The sequence below is a fragment of the Streptomyces sp. NPDC052036 genome (assembly GCF_040680495.1).
In the GTDB taxonomy this organism is placed as follows: domain Bacteria; phylum Actinomycetota; class Actinomycetes; order Streptomycetales; family Streptomycetaceae; genus Streptomyces.
This window is the reverse complement of record NZ_JBFAWW010000001.1, coordinates 596,686-612,330: the sequence shown is the minus strand read 5'-3', so window position 1 is coordinate 612,330 and position 15,645 is coordinate 596,686. Positions and strand designations below refer to the sequence as shown.

Genomic DNA, 15,645 nt, shown 5'->3' with positions numbered 1-15,645 from the left:
GGCGTGGCTACGGCAGTCCGACGGGTCCGCACGGGGCGGCCGACTGCTTTGTTCGCAGCGCCGAGTACCGCTCGTCGTACGGCCGGTGTGATCACTCGGTGCTCATTCGTCGTCCCAGTCCCAGGTGTCGAAGTACGAGGCCGTGCCGGTGCGGCGGGCCTCTGCCACGGCGCTCAGGCGCCCGAAGTCCCGAGGCGGCATCAGTGCTTCCCAGTCGGCCAGGGTCAGAACGCGGGCCTCGTCGTGCTCGTCGGCGTCCAGGGCGATGCCGCGGATCTGCGCCTTGGTGAGCCGGCCTCCGTCGAAGACGCAGCCGATCGTGCTGTAGGGCCATCCGGCACCGGGCAGGCTGTACACCGTCGCCAGGAGCCGCGGCGGCCCGGCCGGCGTGAGGCCGGTCTCCTCCTGGCATTCGCGAACCGCTGTCTGCCAGGGGCGTTCGCCCGGGTCCAGCGTGCCGCCCGCCAGCTGCCAGGGGTGGCTGGGGGAGTAGGTGGAGTGCAGCTGGAGGGGCCGGTCGTCCTCGTCGGTGAAGTAGACGCACGCGAAGGCGGTCGCCTTGAGGACGGTCTCGGCGTACTCCGTGGGCGGCAGCCAGACCCGAGCGCCTTTCCCGGGCGCCGGCTCGACCGGGTTGGCGAGGCGTGTCATCCGCATGAGCGCCGGACTGTCGGCGAACCCCAACTCCCGGAAGAGGCGCACGGCTTCGGCGCCGGCGTGCAGCTCGAAGAGCGTGACGTCCTCGGTCTGGAGCCGGTCGAGCAGCGCCGACACCACAGTCCTCGCGTAGCCGCGGCGCCGGAGGTCGGGGTGGGTGGCGACGATCTGCACACGGGCGGCCAGGCCCCTGGGATGCGTCGGCCCCGGGAGCACAGGGTGGATCAGACCGAGGGCGCAGGCGGCGATCGAGCCGTCAGGGGCGTCGATCACACAGGCCCGCGCGTCCCCCGTCAGGGTCAGGCGCGGTGCGAGCTCGTCGGTGCACCGGCGGATCCACTCCTCGCTCAGAGGCTCGGAGAGGACGTATGCGGAGCGCAGCCGGACGATGCCCTCGGCGTCGCAGGGCACGGCCGTACGGGTACGGATCGCCGGTGGTCCGGCTGTGGCGGGCGGGCCGACCGTGGCGGCGTGTGCCAGATCGCGATTCATGAGGCGCCTCCTTCGGGTGATGTGGGCGAGGAGCGTTCTGCGCGCGGTCGGGCCAGGGCTGACGTCCAGCGGCTCGGTGTCCGTTGCGCTTCGTGCCCTCCGTTCATTCCGCTCACGAGGCGTCTCCAGGGCGGCGGGCGGTGGGCAACGGGGTGTCCGCCGGGGTGGAAAGGCCGTACTGGGCGGCCTGGGCGGTGTACATGCCGCGGTACACCCCTTCCTCCCGCGTCATGAGTTCGTCGTGCGTGCCCTCTTCGGCGACGTGCCCCCCGGCCAGGACATAGATCCGGTCGGCCTTCGCCGTGGCGGCCAGGCGATGGGTCACGAGCACGACCGCGTGGCCCTGCTCGGCCAGGGACCACAGTCCGTCGAACGCGGCGATCTCCGCGTGCGGGTCGAGTGCGGAGGTCGGCTCGTCGACGAACAGGAACGGCGCGCCGCGGTACAGGCTGCGCGCGGTGCCCAGCTTCTGCCACTGCCCGCCGGAGAGCTGGACACCCCGCTCGTAGCCCTTGAACACGATCGAGTCCCAGCCGTGGGGCAGGCCTTCGACGAGGGTGAGCACGTTCGCCTCCCGCGCGGCTCCTCGAACGCGGTCCATGTCCCGGGGACGGTCACCGGCGCCGATGGCCACGTTCGCGGCGGCGGTCATCTCCCAGCGCGGGAAGTCCTGGGCGAGCAGGCCCACCGCGGCGAAGACGCCGGCCCGGTCCGCCTCGCGCAGTTCGACCCGGGCGCCGTTCCCGTCCTCCCACCACACATGTCCCTCGGCGGGCAGCAGCAGCCCGGCGAGCACCTTGGTCAGGGTGGTCTTCCCGGAGCCGTTCGCGCCCACCAGGGCGGTCACCTCGCCCCGGCGGACCGTCAGGCTGACCTGCTTCAGCGCTGGGACGTCGGCCCCGGGATAGGTGAACGACACGTCCTGTACGCGCACCCGGTCCACGGCGGCGGGCAGCGCGGTGCCCGCCGCCGGGATGGCGTGTTCGCCGGCCACGTCGACGGCGGTCTCGGTGTCGGTGAGGAACAGCAGTTCCTCGTAAAGCCTGTTGACCTGCTGGACGAGGGAGGTCAGGCGCGCGGTCGAGGTGCGGATGGCGATGACCGCGGTCCCGCCCACGGCGAGCGGCAGTCCACCGCTCGACAGGAGCCACCACAGCAGCCCGTAGCAGGCGAGCGACGCCAGGCCGGCGAAGGCGCCGGCGACCAGATCGGTGGAGGCCTGGGCGCGGGCCAGCCGGCGCTGTTCGGCCTCGGTCTGCCGGGACATCTCCGCATAGCCGGCCAGCAGCTTGGTGCCGGCCGCGTGCACGCGGATCTCCCCGGCGGCGTGCGGGCGGGTCAGATAGGCCAGCAGCGAGGCGATCGCCCGCCGGTGATCGACCCAGTTCAGCCGCGAGATGTAGTCGCGGCGCGCCGAGCGGACGGCACCCCACCCCTTGGGGAGTGCGATCGCGAGCAGCATCGGCAGCAGCGCCCAGTGCAGCGATGCCAGAACGACCGCGGCCGCGGCCATCCCGATGAGCACGTTGCCCACGCCCACCGAGAGCCGCAGCATGTTCCGCGCGGAATCGGTGCCGAACTTCCCCGCCTCCAGGACGCGTTGGACCTCCGGTCGCTCGGTCGCCGCGACCTCGACCCGGGTGACGGCCGCGTAGTACCGGCCGGACACCGCCCGCTCCACCTGCGGCTCCAGCCGGCCCGACATCGCCGTCGACCAGGCCGCGAGCAGCGCCGCCGTCACCGCGGTCGCGCCCAGCAGGACCAGCGACGGCAGGGCGTCCCGTAGTTTGTTCGCGGTCGGGCCGTCCGCGAACAGCTCGGCGAGGACGCTGTTGACCGCGACCAGCCCCCAGGCCGACGTCACCCCTTGGCCCAGCTGGGCCGCCACGACTCCGGCCAGCGCCCGCGGGTCCGTCTGCCATCCGGTGCGCAGGACCATGCCCATCATGCGGGGCAGGGCGGTCGCCATGTGCCCGAACGACAGCCGGGTCAGCGGGCCTTCGTGGCGTACGAAGGAGTGGTCGTAGCGGAGTCTGCCGCCGTACAGCTCGCGTTCCGCGTTCGAGATCCTGGTGTCTTCTGTTTTCGTGTCCGGTGTTTTCGTGTCTGGCGGCGTGTCGCGGCCCGAGCCGGTCGTCGTCAACGTGGCTCCTTCGAGGTCTGGCGGTGTTGCCGGGCTCAACGACGCACCCCCCGGTTTCGAACGCGTGTTTTTCGGTCGGTCTGCGGATCCCGTCCTCAGGCGGTTCGCGAAAGATGCGGGATGCACGGGGCTTTGCCCCGCAAGGGCGCCTGGGGGAAACGGGGTTGGCCGAAACGCAGCGGTCGGCCGAGGTCTCCATGCAGCCGCGCGACGTCACGCCGGACGATGTCGACGCCTACGCCCGGATCGTCGGGTGGGGCCGTTACAGGGCGCTGAGGAGGATGACGTAGACCGTGGTGCCGAGGCCCACGCTCAGGATGGTGCGGCGGCCGAAGACCAGGTGTACGCCGATGGTGACGGCCACGGCGGCCAGGGCGTAGAGCAGGGCGACGAACAGCAACAGCGCGGTGAACAGGGCGACGCCCTGGGTCAGCACCAGCGCGACGGTGACACCGGCCCCGGCGAGCAGCAGCGAGGGGATCTCCTGGCGGGGGCGGAGCGCGTCCAGGGGGAGCACCGTGAACAGGGCGCACAAAGTGAACTCCATGCCCTTGACCGGTGCGGGCAGGGCCGCGCCGAGGGCGACACCGACCAGGCCGCGTACGAGACCTTTCTCAGCCAGCGTGTCATGACCATCCCCCGCACCAAGAACGTCACGTCGCACTTCACGATGAAGAGGATCAAGGTGGTGCCGTAGGCGGGGCGCGCATGTTCCGCCGGGATGCGGGGCGGAGCCGAGCCCGGCCGTGTGCCGGAGCCGATCCGTACGGCGGAGCCGGGGCTGCCGTCGGGCCCCGGCTCCGGCCTGACTCAGGGGTGAGCGGGCAGGGTGAGCAGGTGGGCCAGGGCGGTGCGGCCGCGGGTGATCGCCCCCGGGTCGTCGTGGAGCGCGCCCCGGGCGACGACGCTCGCCGCTTCGAGGGCGGAGAAACTGCGCAGCGCGGCCTCCTCCTCGCCGGTCAGCGGGCGCCCGAAGCCCTCCAGGAACGCGGTCCGCAGCTCGGGCCACCGTGTCCAGGGGCCGCAGGCGAGCCGGACGAGGTCGGCGACCGCCGCGTGCGGGCGGGCCCGGTCCAGACCGACCACCGCGAGCGCGCCGGTCGCGGAGTCGTACAGCCAGTTGTGCTCCCGGAAGTCGCCGTGGACGTATCCGGCGGGCAGCGGGCCGAGCAGTGCCAGCGCGACGGCATGGCGGCGTACGACGTCCCGCTCCGGTGCCGTGACGAGGTCGCCGGCGCGTTCCAGGTGGGCCTCGGCGTCCAGGACGGCGCGTTCGACCTCGTCCTGCGCCTCGGCGCGGTCCCGGGCGGTGAGATCCCGGGCGTCGCCGTGGAACCGGCGCAGCCATGCGCCCGCGCGGCGGTGCAGGGCACGGCGTCGCCCGGGGGCGAGGTCGAGGGCCCCCACGGGGCGGCCGGGCACCGCGGTCAGCAGCAGGGCCTGGTGGTGCGCGTCGGTCTCCAGCAGCCGTGGCACGCTGTCCCGCTCCAGCGCGGGGGCCGCCTCGCGGTAGGCGCGGGTCTCGCGGGCGTAGGACGCCGGTGTCGGTGCGACCTTGAGGCAGGCGCGGGCGCCGTCGGACGTCAGCTCCCAGACCCGGGAGGCCGTAGGGGGCCGGGAGACGTCCCGCACGGACCGGACGGGACCGACGACGCCCTCGGCCCAGGCGGTCAGGGCGGGCGGCAGCGGGGTGCGGACGCTCATGCGTCCCTCCTCGGTGCCGGACGTGATGAGGAGGCGCGGACGGCGGCACGGGTCAGGGCGCGGACGTCAACTCCGCGTCCGGCGACGACGGGTCGCAGGGGCCGCCTCTCGAACACGGGGTGAGCGGCGGCAGGGGCGGGGACGGGGTTCATGATTCCTCCAGGGCTCGGGCGACGGACAAGGTGCCGAACAATCGCCCGAACAACCGCCCCGATCATGAACTCGTAACGGGTACCCGGGAGCGAATTCTCGGACAAAGATGCGAGAGATTCGCTCAGCCTCAAGCCGCCCTGGGGGACGATGTGCGTGAGGTCGTTCGATTCCCCCGTGTGGTGATGAGTGACCCTGCCGGGCGCTTGCTCACGCGCCGGTTGACGGGGTGTCAGCTGCGACGTGCTCCGTGAAGCCCCGCTCGGCCAGCAGGGCGTCGATCTTCGCCCGGTGCGCCTTCTCCCAGGCGTCCAGGGTTTCCTCCGCCTCCTTGGCCAGCTTCTTCCGGGCGGCGGCGAGTATCTCCTCGCGGCGGTCCGCCGGAACCACCACGACGCCCTCCTCGTCGGCCACCACGATGTCCCCGGGACGCACCTTCACACCGCCGCACCGCACCTCGGCATTGAGGGGTTCCACGGCGTTCTTGGCGCCGGGGATGGGGATGACGCCCCGGGCGAAGACGGGGAAGCCCATCTCGCGCACCTCCGCGAGATCACGGATGACCCCGTCGGCCACGAACGCGGCGACGCCCCGGCGCCGGGCGACGGCGCAGACGTTGCCGCCGGCCAGGGCGTGGTCCACGTCCCCGGACTCGACGACGATGACCTGGCCGGGCTCGGCGCGGTGGATGGCCGCGTGCAGCATCAGGTTGTCACCGGGAGGGCAGCGGACCGTGAACGCCGGACCGGCCACGCGCGGAGTCCCGGACCACAACGGGCGGATGCCGATGTCCATGACCTGTGCCCGGCCGAGCAGATCGGCGAGGGTGGTCGTCGGAACGTCCCGGAACCCGTCGCCGGATTCGATGATGCCGCTCATGAGATCCCTCCGTTCGAGTGGATCATCGAATCTACTCCCGGCGCATGACGGGGGAACAGACGGCGCACGTCTGTGCGCCGGAGATGCCGGCCGGGTCACATGAGCAGGTGTGTGAGCAGGTGCAGCAGATCGCTGGTGGCGTCCGCGGCCCCCAGCGCCGGCAGTGCCCCGAGCGCCAGCGTCGTCGCGGCGAGCGGCCACAGGTGCGGGGGCGGAGCGACCTGGAGGGCGGCGATGCGGCGGCTGACCGCGCGGTCGGTGAAGTGCAGTGCGCACGCCGGTGCCCGGCGGCCCGCGCTCAGCGCGGCGCGTGCGAGGGCCCGGGCCGTGGTGGAGCGGTCGCCGACCACGTCGGCCGCCTGCTCGTCGGCCCAGCGCTCGACCAGGAACGCGACCGTGGCGCGGACGGGAGCGAGCAGCGGGTCGGCCGCGCTGGCGAGCGTCACGGCGGTCACCAGCAGCGCGTGCCGGTGGCGCAGATGAGTGCGCTCATGGGCCAGCAGCACACGGCGCTCGGCGGGTTCGAGGGCGCTGAGCATCGCCGAGGTGACCAGGATCCGGCCCGGTGCGCCGCCGCTGCCGGGGATGGCGAACGCCTGCGGTACGGGTGAGGCGGCGACGATCAGTTCGGTGTCCGGCGGATGCCCGGCGCACAGGCTGCGCAGCGCGCGGCGGGTCAGCCGCTCGGCGCGGGCGGTGCGGTACACGCGCACGGCGATCAGGACGAGGGCCAGTGCGGCGGCCACGGCGACCGTCTCCGGGACCGGGTCGGGCAACCGGTGGCCGTCGGCGCGGGCGTCCGCCACGACGGGCGGGGCCCGGTCGACCAGGGTGACCGCGAGCAGGAGCAGCGACCAGGTGGTGGCGGCCGCGGTGAACACGGCGGAGGCGGTCAGCACCCGGGCCGCGAGCGCGGGCGCCACCCGCCGGCCGACCACCGGTCCGACCGCGGCCAGCAGCAGCGAGAGCAGGATCGGGAGGTAGACGTCGATCTTCATGCGGCGCCCCCGTTCGGATGCCGGTGTGCACCCCCGTCCAGGAGTTCGCGCAGGGCCTGCTCCTCCTCGGGGCTCAGTCCGGTCACGAACTGCTGAAGCGTGGCGATCGGGTCGGGGCCGCGGTCAAGGGCCTCGTGCATGGCCTCGGCGGTGAGCTGGGCCGCGTTCTTGGCAGGCCGGTAGGCGCCGCGCCGCCCGTCCACGTCGCGCAGTACGAGTCCCTTGTCGTAGAGGCGCTTCAGGATGGTGTGCACGGTGTTGTAGGCGAGGCCGCCGCCGATGTCGGCCTGGACCTCGGCGGGGGTGAGCGCCTGCTCGGTGGCCCACAGCGTGGCGAGCACCTCGCTCTCCAACTCGCCGGCGCTGCGCCGTTCCGCCCTGCCCTGGGGGCCTCTGCCAGCCATGCCCGCAACCTTACAGCGCGTAGGGAAGCCGCCTGCACCAGCGGTGGAGGCCTCCGGGTGCGACCCGGATCACCCGTTCGGCGCAATGCGATCCACCGTGACCGGTGTGGCGGGCCGCTTGACCCTGCAACGCCCCTCCGTCCGGGGTAACTTGTCCGTGTTTTGCCGACTTCATTCCCGACTCACGCCGTCGACCCTACGGCTTGTAGGGTATGAGGCCCTACGGTCTGTAGGGAAGTGAGGGGTGGGCCGTGGCCAACAGCTCGAACATCGCGCTCGCAGGAGTCCGCCGGCCCGCCGGGCCGTCGGTCGCCGGCACCTCGTGGCGCGACCGCGGCCCGGCCCTGATCGCCGTGGTGGCGGGCGCCTTCACCCTGGCCCAGCTCGTCCTCGTAGGTCCGGGGATGGGTCTCGGCTGGGACGAGACGGTGTACGTCAGCCAGGTCAGCGCCCACGCCCCCGCCGCGTATTTCAGCGCGCCGCGCGCCCGGGGCATATCCCTGCTGGTCGCGCCCGTGACCCTGTGGTCCTCGTCCACCGCGCTGCTCCGGGTCTATCTGGCGGTGCTGTCCGGGGCCGCCCTGTACCTCGCCCTGCGCGCCTGGCGCGGGCTCTTCCCGGCCGGGGTGCTCGTGCTCGGCGGCGCCCTGTTCGGGAGCCTGTGGATCACCCTGTTCTACGGCCCGCAGGCCATGCCCAACTACTGGGTCGCGATCGGTGCCCTGGCCGGTACCGGCTGCTTCCTGCGCGCCCACGCCGACCCGACCGACCGGGCCGCCGTGCGGGGGGTCGCCGTGAGCGCCGCGCTCATGGCGTGGATGCGGCCCACGGACGCCCTGTGGATCGCGACGCCCCTGCTGGTCGTGGTGGTGTTCCTGCGCCGCTGGCGGCGCCGCGCACTGGTGTTCGCACTGCTGGCCGGGCTGGCCGTCGGGGCGGCCGAGTGGATCACCGAGGCATATGTCGCCGACTACGGGGGACTGGTACGGCGCCTGTCCGAGGGCTCCCGGATCCAGGGCGGTCTGGGCTGGGACATCGCCGTCGCCGACCAGCTGCGCAGTCTCGCCGGACGCTCCCTGTGCCGCCCGTGCACCGGTCCGCTGCCCAACCCCGCGGTGACCGCCTGGTGGTTCGCGCTGCCCCTGCTGGCCGTGCTCGCGGCGTGCGTCGCGATCGGTGCCCGGCGCCCGGCCCGCACCCTGGTGCCGCTGGCCTGCGCGGCGACCGCGGCCTTCCCCTACCTCTTCCTCATCGGATACGCCGCGCCCCGCTTCCTGCTCCCCGCCTACGCCCTCCTCGCGATCCCGGTCGCCGACGGCCTCCTCGATCTGGTCACCGCACCGGACGGCCGATGGCGGCCCCTCGCCGGGACGCTCGTGGCGCTCGGGCTGGCCTGCCATCTGGCGGTGCAGTTCACGGTCCTGCACCGCACCGTCGCACGCACCGACGCCGATCGCCACGGTTGGTCCCGCACCGCCGCCGAACTGCACCGGCTGGGCGTCCGGCCGCCCTGTCTGCTCACCGGGAACGACTCCGTCCCGATCGCCTTCTACGCCGGCTGCTCCTCGGCGGCGACCAGTGGCAGCAACGCCAACAGCACCCCCGCCGACATCACCCGCACCGCACAGCACATGCCCGTCGCGTATCTGGGCACTGCCACGGGCCGTCCGCCGGCGTACACCCATGGCTGGCCCGCCCACTCCTTCGCCGGCATCCGCCTGTACATCGCTCCCGGGACCGGCCCCTCGACGACCCCGGGCGGACACCGATGACGCCGCCGACGACCACGAAGGCGGCCCCCGAGGCGTCGGTGGTGGCGCCCGCCCGGACCAGGGTCCTGCCGGCACGCGCCTCCTGGCACGCCGCCGTCACCCTCGTGGTGCTCGTGGGCACCGCGCTGCTCGCCCGGCGCCACTGGCCCGTGATCGAGGCCGGCGCCGCCCGGCTCGCGGGCGCCGACCCGGGCTGGCTGTTGCTCGGGGCGACGGCCGCAGCCTCGACCTGGGCCTGCTCGGCCCTCGCCCAGCAGGGCGCGGTGGCCGAGGCGCTGCCCGGCGGGCGGCTGGTGGCGGCACAGTTCGCCGCCTCCGCCGCCAACCATGTGCTGCCCGCGGGCCTCGGCGCGGGCGCCGTCAATCTGCGCTTTCTGACCCGCTGCGGACTGTCCGTGCCCCGCTCGGCGACCTCGCTCGCCGTCAAGGCCACCGCCGGGGCCGTCGCCCGCGCCGCGCTGATCGCCGTCCTCGCCCTCGCCGGGCCCGGACTGCTGCGGCTGCCGCGTGTCTCCCCGACCGTGGTGACGGCGGCGCTGGTCGCGACCGCCGCGCTCCCGTTGCTGCTGCTGTCCGGACCGCTGCGGCGCGCCGTGCGGACCGTGTCGGCGGACGTACGGGCCGTGCACCGGCTGCCCGCCCGGGCGGCCGCCCTGTGGGGCGGGTCCCTGGCCTTCCCCTCGCTGCACGCGCTGGTGGTCATCGCGGTCACCTGCTCCCTCGGCCTGCCGGTGCCTCCGGAACGGGTGGCACTGGCCTACCTCGCGGCGAGCAGCGCGGCCGTCCTGCTGCCCACCCCCGGCGGCATCGGGTCCCTCGACGCCGCGCTCGCGCTCGCGCTCACGCTCGCGGGAGTCCCCGGCAGTGCGGCGGCCTCCGTGGTCCTCGGCTACCGGCTGCTGACGGTGTGGCTGCCGCTCGTCCCGGGCCTGGTGGTGCTCGGCCTGCTCGTCCGCCGCAAGGCACTGTGATCAGGCGGGGTGCCGGGCGGCGGTCAGGATGAGTTCAGGTTTCCGGTGACAGCGTCGGGTCCCATAAGCTACGAGACATCCGAGACGGCGGGGCTGCGAGGCCCCGCAGCGGCCGCGCCCGCTCCCCGCCCGCGCTGGAACAAGGTCCCCGAGGTCACCGTCTACTTCTGGGTCATCAAGGTGCTGTGCACGACCGTCGGCGAGACCGCCGCGGATCTGCTCAACGAGAAGGCGGGGCTCGGGCTCACCGGTGTGTCCCTGCTGATGAGCGCGCTGCTCGCGGTCGTACTCGTCGTGCAGTTCCGCACCCGGGCCTACCGCCCCGGCGTGTACTGGCTCGCCGTGGCCCTGATCAGCGTCGTCGGCACCCTGGTCAGCGACAACCTCACCGACAACATGGGCGTGCCGCTGACAACCACCACCACGGTGTTCGCGATCGTCCTCGCGATCGTGTTCGCCGCCTGGTATCGCACCGAGCGGACCCTGTCCATCCACCACATCGACTCCACCCGCCGCGAGACCTTCTACTGGCTGGCCGTCCTGTTCACCTTCGCCCTCGGCACCTCGGCCGGCGACCTCGTCGCCGAGCGGATGGACCTCGGCTACTGGATCTCCGCCGTTCTGTTCGCCGCGGCGATCGCCGCCGTGGCGGTGGCCCGCTTCGCCCTCGGCCTGAACGCCGTGTGGAGTTTCTGGATCGCGTACATCCTCACCCGTCCGCTGGGCGCCTCGATGGGTGATTACCTCTCCCAGCCGACCGGCGACGGCGGCCTCGGCCTGGGCACCGTGGTGACCAGCGCGCTGTTCCTCCTGGTCATCCTCGGCCTGGTCGTCTACCTCTCGGTGACCCGCACGGACGTCGCCGAACCCGAACGCGCCACTGAACACGCAGTGTGACGACTTGTCACGCATTCAGGATCGATTCAGGTCACCATTGACAGGGTCGGACACCGACGCGGCCGCCGTGCGCGGCCGTCCCCACCGTCCGCGCAGGGCGCTCGCCATGGACGAGCGCCCTGCGTCGTGGCACGAACAGGAGTGTCCGCACATGGAGAAGTCCGAGACCCGCACCGGTCCCGAGGGCGCGGAGGTGCGACAAGAGGCGCGAGAGAGCGTGGTGAAGAAGCTCCCGGAGGTCACCCTGGCCTTCTGGATCATGAAGATCGCGGCGACCACCCTGGGCGAGACCGCGGGCGACCTGTTCTCCCAGACCCTCAGGCTGGGCTACTTCCTCACCACCGTCGCGTTGTTCCTGGTCTTCGCGGTGACCCTGGTCGTCCAACTGCGCTCCGCCCGCTACAACCCCTTCTTCTACTGGACCGTCATCCTGTCGACCAGCATGGCCGGCACCACCATGTCCGACTTCATGAACCGCGACGCCAGCGCCGCGTACCTGTCGAACGGCGCCACCTCGCTCGGCTGGGGCCCCCAGGGCCTGGGACTCGGCTACCCCGCCGGAGCCGCCCTCCTCGTCTCGGTCCTGCTCGTCATCTTCGCGATCTGGAAACTGACCGGGATGACCTTCCGGATCCGCGACATCGTCAGCTTCCGCGGCGAGGCCCTGTTCTGGTCGGCGATCCTCGTCTCCAACACGCTCGGCACCTCCATGGGCGACTTCCTCTCCGACAGCTCGGGCCTCGGCTACGCGGGCGCGGCGCTGCTCGTGACCGGTCTGCTCGCGGTGCTCGTGGTCCTGATGCGGGCCCCCGCGGTGCCCAATGTGCTGCTGTTCTGGATCGCCTTCGTCCTCACCCGCCCGCTCGGTGCCACCGCCGGTGACTTTCTCACCAAGCCGGTCGCCAAGGGCGGCCTGGACCTCGGCACCGCGGGCTCGTCCGCCGTGCTTCTCGCGGTGCTGTTCGGCCTGATGGCCCACGCCCACCTCCGGGGACGCAGGCGGGATGCCGCGCTCGCGCCGGACGCCGGCGGGAGGGAGCCGGTCACCCAGCGGGCAGGCTGACCACGAATCGTGCGCCCGGGCCGTGCCCCGGATCGTGGTGCACCTCACCGCCGACGGAGCGGGCCAGCCGTCGCGCCAGCGGCAGCCCCAGGCCCGCCCCGTCGTGCCCGTCGTCCGGGTCGGCCCGCTGTCCCGGCTGGAAGAGCCGCCCCGCGAACGGCTCCGGCACCCCGGGGCCGTCGTCCGTGACGTCGATGCGTACGCCGTCGTGCGTGCGCCGGGCCTCCACGGTGATGTGGGCGCGGGCGTAGCGCAGGGCATTGCCGAGCAGCGGGCTGACGATCCGTTCGAGCAGCGCGGCCTGGACGCCCGCCTCCAGCAGCTCGTCCTCCGCGCGGACCTCGGCCGTCACCCGGGCCGGGCGGTCGAGGCCGGCGGCGAGCTGCCGCAGCGCCGGCAGCACCCGGGTCGTGCCGGGAGCCGTGGGCGCGCCGTCCCGGGCGTCGTCGAGAAGGGTGTCGCAGATGGTGCGCATCGACTGGGCGGCGTCGGCGATCACTGTGTGCGTGGCCCTGGTCTCGGCGTCCGTGCGCGGGCGGGCCTGCCACCAGTCCAGCTCGGCGACGATCCGGCTGAGCGGTGTGCGCAGTTCGTGCGACAGCTCCGCGGTCAGCTGCCGCTCATGGCGCAGCACCGCCCGGATGCGGTCGAGGAGCGCGTCCAACGAGCCGCCCAGCCGGGCGAGTTCGGTCGGGCTCCGGATCGCGCCGAACCGTTCCTCGGAGGCCACTGCACCCCACTGGGTGGCCTGGTCCGTCATCGTGCGCACGGGCCGCAGGGCCCGCCCGACCGCCAGGCGTGTGAGCGCGTAGGTGCACGCGAGCATCACGGTGTCCAGGACGAGGGACCCCAGCAGCAGGGTGTCCGCCGAACTCCGGTACGGCGACAGGTCGAGGGCGGTGACGACCGTGGCCGCGCGTTCTCCCGCACGACGCGGTACGGGCCGGGCGCACAACCGGACGGACCCGTGGCCGTGGTCCTCGGTGGTGACGCAGCCCGGGCCGCCACGGGTCACCAGAGCGTCCGCGACACGGGTCAGCGGCCCGTGCGCCGTCGTCGAGGAGGGTTGTTCGAGCAGACGGGCACCGGCGTAGATCCACACATTGGCGTCGAGAAGCGCGTCGTTGGAGGTCTCCAGGACGCGCACCTGCGGGCCTCTGGTGTCGATCGTCGTGGCGACCGCCGCCGCCCGGGTGCGCAGTTCGTCGTCCGCCTGGCGCTGGAGGTGCTGCCGTACGACCGCGTTGAAGACGACCGTGAGGACCACCATGATGAGCGCGGCCGTGGTGAGCGCCACCAGGGAGAGCCGGCCCCGCAGGGTGTGCGGCCCCAGCCGGGCGAGCAGCGACGCCGGGCGGGGGACCGGCGGCCTCGGCCGGGCGGACCGCGTCGTCATGACAGCCGGTGGCCGATGCCGCGCGCGGTGCCGATCGTCAGCGCGCTGCCCGCCTCCCGCAGCTTGCGGCGCAGCCGGGTCAGATACTGGTCCAGGGTGTTGTCGCTGACGTGGGAGCCCTCGGACCAGCCCGCCCGGATCAGCTCGCGCCGGCGCACGATGTCCCCGGAAGCCGCCGTCAGGGCCGCGAGGAGACGGAATTCGGTCGGCGTCAGACCGACATGCCTGCCGTCCACGGTGAAGCCGTGCCGTACGGCGTCCAGGACCAGGTCCCCGACGGGCGCCGGGCGGGGTGCGGCGCGCTTGAGTGCCGCCCGCAGCCGGGCGGCGAGTTCGGCGAGGTGGAAGGGCTTGGGCAGATAGTCGTCGCCGCCCGCGGAGAACCCGGAGAGCCGGTCGGTGAGCCGGTGATGGGCCGTCAGGAAGATGACGGGCCCGGCGAACCCGTTGGCCCGGATCGCCTGGCACACATCCCGCCCGTCGGCGTCGGGCAGCCCGATGTCGAGGACGGCTGCGGAGACGTCGTCGCCGGCCAGTCGCAGCGCGGTCGCGCCGTCCGCGGCGGCCACGGTGTCGTACTCCTCGTCCCGCAGACCGCGCAGCAGCACATCCCGCAGCGCGTGGTCGTCCTCGACGACCAGGATCTTGTGGCGCATGGCTCTCCGTCGCTCGCTACCCGTGGACTACGTGGGGGTGCCCACCCGCTCCTGGGCGGCTTCGCGCCTGGGCGCGGACGCCGTGAGCAAGAGACGCAGTCGGGTGGTCTCCAAGCGGCGGGCCAGGGTGTCCGGGCGGCTGCTCAGCGGGATGATCGTGACGGAAGCGACGAGGGCTCCGACGACGAACCCGGCGATGACGTCGTGCGGGTAGTGGGCGCCCACCCACACCCGTGACACCGCCATCGCCCCCGCCGCCACCAGCGCGACGTAACCGATCCGGCGTGAGACGCATATGAGGGCGACCGCGGCCGCCGCGGCTATCGCCGTGTGATTGCTGGGGAACGACCAGTCGCCCGGCGCCGGACACGCCTCCAGCGTGACCACGTGCAGGCTCTGGCAGGGGCGGTCCTCACGGACCAGCAGCTTCACCACCGAGTTCACCGCGTACCCGAGGACGACCACCAGGGGCACCGCCAGGGCGACCAGGGCCGGACCCGAGCCGGTGCGGCGTGCCCGCCACCAGCCGGCCAGCATCAGCACGGCGAACAGTCCGAGCCCGTACGTCGACCAGGCGGAGACCAGGGAGTCCAGCCAGGCGGGGGCGCGGTGGGCCAGATCCACCACGTCGGTGTAGGCGGGGCCGTCCAGGGACGAGCCGTCGAAGGCGTACATCATCCGCGGACACCCTCCTTCGCGGCGCGGCGGGAGCGCAGCAACTCCAGGGCGAGGGGGATCAGTGAGATCGCGACGATCACCGCGATCATCGGCAGCAGGTATCTGTCGACGTTCGGCACCGACGAACCCAGCGCGTACCCGGCGAGGGTGAGGCCGAGGCTCCATGCCAGACCGCCGGCCACCTGCCAGACGGTAAAGGTCCGCACGGGCACCTGCAGCGCCCCGGCCATCGGGTTCAGCACCGTACGCACCACGGGGACGAAGCGGGCCAGGACGATCGCCTTCGCGTGCCCGTAGCGCTCCAGGAGTTCCTCGGCGCGGTGCGCGCCCTCGTGCAGCCGGGCCGACCGGCTGCGGGCGAGCAGCGCGCCGCCGGCCTTGCGCCCGAGCAGATAGCCGCACTGGGACCCGGCGAGCGCGCCCACGGCCGCTGCGACGAGCAGTGCGGGCAGCGACAGCTTCACCCCGTGCTGACCGGAGCCGGTGCACAGCAGGCCCGCCGTGAACAGCAGGGAGTCGCCGGGCAGGAAAAAGCCGATCAGCAGGCCCGTCTCGGCGAACATCACCACGCCCACGCCCAGGACGCCGAAGGCCGCCAGCAGGGACTGGGCGTCCAGCACGTTCACCGCGAGCTGTGAGCTCAGGGTCAGGGGTGTGGCCATCGGCACGAGCCTTTCCGTACGGGAGGCCGGGCACGACGGGGGCGTCGCCCGGCAGCTGACTACAAAGATGTAGACCGTCTACTGAACTGTAGACGAGAACCAGGCGGCAGGCGTTCCCTCGAT

15 protein-coding genes are annotated in these 15,645 nt (G+C 73.0%); 4 read left to right on the top strand and 11 right to left on the bottom strand.

Features of this window, described 5'->3' with window-relative positions; translation table 11 throughout:
• Positions 1–102 precede the first annotated feature (102 nt).
• From AB0L95_RS02890 to AB0L95_RS02860, 7 genes are all read right to left on the bottom strand, one after another.
• On the bottom strand, positions 103–1,149 hold the full coding sequence (locus tag AB0L95_RS02890) for a GNAT family N-acetyltransferase (protein ID WP_365155833.1): 1,047 nt from the start codon (positions 1,147–1,149) through the stop codon (positions 103–105).
• A gap of 112 nt (positions 1,150–1,261) precedes the next feature.
• Positions 1,262–3,292, bottom strand: coding sequence for an ABC transporter ATP-binding protein (locus AB0L95_RS02885; protein ID WP_365155830.1), 2,031 nt, complete (start codon positions 3,290–3,292; stop codon positions 1,262–1,264).
• Between the two features lie 262 nt (positions 3,293–3,554).
• Positions 3,555–3,956 carry a hypothetical protein gene (locus AB0L95_RS02880; RefSeq protein ID WP_365155827.1) on the bottom strand — a complete coding sequence of 134 codons (402 nt, stop codon included), beginning with the start codon at positions 3,954–3,956 and terminating at the stop codon, positions 3,555–3,557.
• 146 nt (positions 3,957–4,102) lie between these two features.
• Positions 4,103–4,996, bottom strand: coding sequence for an aminoglycoside phosphotransferase family protein (locus AB0L95_RS02875; protein WP_365155824.1), 894 nt, complete (start codon positions 4,994–4,996; stop codon positions 4,103–4,105).
• A gap of 360 nt (positions 4,997–5,356) precedes the next feature.
• Positions 5,357–6,025, bottom strand: a complete 669-nt coding sequence (locus AB0L95_RS02870) for an RraA family protein (protein ID WP_365155822.1) — start codon at positions 6,023–6,025, stop codon at positions 5,357–5,359.
• 95 nt (positions 6,026–6,120) lie between these two features.
• Positions 6,121–7,023 (bottom strand): M56 family metallopeptidase, encoded by a 903-nt coding sequence (locus tag AB0L95_RS02865; RefSeq protein WP_365155819.1) that lies wholly within the window; start codon positions 7,021–7,023, stop codon positions 6,121–6,123.
• Positions 7,020–7,427 (bottom strand): BlaI/MecI/CopY family transcriptional regulator, encoded by a 408-nt coding sequence (locus AB0L95_RS02860; RefSeq protein ID WP_365155817.1) that lies wholly within the window; start codon positions 7,425–7,427, stop codon positions 7,020–7,022. The genes AB0L95_RS02865 and AB0L95_RS02860 overlap by 4 nt, the downstream gene beginning before the upstream one ends.
• A 251-nt stretch (positions 7,428–7,678) precedes the next feature.
• Here AB0L95_RS02860 and AB0L95_RS02855 point away from each other — a divergent pair, with 251 nt between their 5' ends.
• The 4 genes from AB0L95_RS02855 (at position 7,679) to AB0L95_RS02840 (ending at position 12,130) form a co-directional block, all read left to right on the top strand.
• Positions 7,679–9,199 carry a hypothetical protein gene (locus AB0L95_RS02855; protein ID WP_365155814.1) on the top strand — a complete coding sequence of 507 codons (1,521 nt, stop codon included), beginning with the start codon at positions 7,679–7,681 and terminating at the stop codon, positions 9,197–9,199.
• Complete coding sequence (locus tag AB0L95_RS02850) at positions 9,196–10,170, top strand: YbhN family protein (protein ID WP_365155811.1); 975 nt, start codon at positions 9,196–9,198, stop codon at positions 10,168–10,170. The genes AB0L95_RS02855 and AB0L95_RS02850 overlap by 4 nt, the downstream gene beginning before the upstream one ends.
• A 63-nt stretch (positions 10,171–10,233) precedes the next feature.
• Positions 10,234–11,067, top strand: a complete 834-nt coding sequence (locus AB0L95_RS02845) for a hypothetical protein (protein ID WP_365156495.1) — start codon at positions 10,234–10,236, stop codon at positions 11,065–11,067.
• Positions 11,068–11,218: 151 nt separating this feature from the next.
• On the top strand, positions 11,219–12,130 hold the full coding sequence (locus AB0L95_RS02840; protein WP_365155808.1) for a hypothetical protein: 912 nt from the start codon (positions 11,219–11,221) through the stop codon (positions 12,128–12,130).
• Here the strand turns inward: AB0L95_RS02840 and AB0L95_RS02835 are convergent.
• Genes AB0L95_RS02835 through AB0L95_RS02820 form a run of 4 tightly spaced genes read right to left on the bottom strand, consistent with a single transcriptional unit; the run spans position 12,111 to position 15,522 of the window.
• Positions 12,111–13,526 (bottom strand): HAMP domain-containing sensor histidine kinase, encoded by a 1,416-nt coding sequence (locus tag AB0L95_RS02835; protein ID WP_365155805.1) that lies wholly within the window; start codon positions 13,524–13,526, stop codon positions 12,111–12,113. The genes AB0L95_RS02840 and AB0L95_RS02835 overlap by 20 nt on opposite strands.
• Entirely contained in the window at positions 13,523–14,182 is a 660-nt protein-coding gene (locus AB0L95_RS02830; RefSeq protein WP_365155803.1) for a response regulator transcription factor, read from the bottom strand. Before AB0L95_RS02830 ends, AB0L95_RS02835 begins: the two co-directional genes overlap by 4 nt.
• Positions 14,183–14,209: 27 nt before the next feature.
• Positions 14,210–14,860, bottom strand: coding sequence for a phosphatase PAP2 family protein (locus AB0L95_RS02825; RefSeq protein ID WP_365155800.1), 651 nt, complete (start codon positions 14,858–14,860; stop codon positions 14,210–14,212).
• Complete coding sequence (locus AB0L95_RS02820) at positions 14,857–15,522, bottom strand: DedA family protein (RefSeq protein WP_365155797.1); 666 nt, start codon at positions 15,520–15,522, stop codon at positions 14,857–14,859. The genes AB0L95_RS02825 and AB0L95_RS02820 overlap by 4 nt, the downstream gene beginning before the upstream one ends.
• Positions 15,523–15,645: the final 123 nt, after the last annotated feature.

Coding starts and splice junctions, on each gene's coding strand:
- AB0L95_RS02875 (WP_365155824.1), bottom strand. CDS start 4,996: ATGAGCGTCCGCACCCCGCTGCCGCCCGCCCTGACCGCCTGGGCCGAG.
- AB0L95_RS02870 (WP_365155822.1), bottom strand. CDS start 6,025: ATGAGCGGCATCATCGAATCCGGCGACGGGTTCCGGGACGTTCCGACG.
- AB0L95_RS02865 (WP_365155819.1), bottom strand. CDS start 7,023: ATGAAGATCGACGTCTACCTCCCGATCCTGCTCTCGCTGCTGCTGGCC.
- AB0L95_RS02820 (WP_365155797.1), bottom strand. CDS start 15,522: ATGGCCACACCCCTGACCCTGAGCTCACAGCTCGCGGTGAACGTGCTG.
- AB0L95_RS02850 (WP_365155811.1), top strand. CDS start 9,196: ATGACGCCGCCGACGACCACGAAGGCGGCCCCCGAGGCGTCGGTGGTG.
- AB0L95_RS02835 (WP_365155805.1), bottom strand. CDS start 13,526: ATGACGACGCGGTCCGCCCGGCCGAGGCCGCCGGTCCCCCGCCCGGCG.
- AB0L95_RS02890 (WP_365155833.1), bottom strand. CDS start 1,149: ATGAATCGCGATCTGGCACACGCCGCCACGGTCGGCCCGCCCGCCACA.
- AB0L95_RS02830 (WP_365155803.1), bottom strand. CDS start 14,182: ATGCGCCACAAGATCCTGGTCGTCGAGGACGACCACGCGCTGCGGGAT.
- AB0L95_RS02860 (WP_365155817.1), bottom strand. CDS start 7,427: ATGGCTGGCAGAGGCCCCCAGGGCAGGGCGGAACGGCGCAGCGCCGGC.
- AB0L95_RS02825 (WP_365155800.1), bottom strand. CDS start 14,860: ATGATGTACGCCTTCGACGGCTCGTCCCTGGACGGCCCCGCCTACACC.
- AB0L95_RS02840 (WP_365155808.1), top strand. CDS start 11,219: ATGGAGAAGTCCGAGACCCGCACCGGTCCCGAGGGCGCGGAGGTGCGA.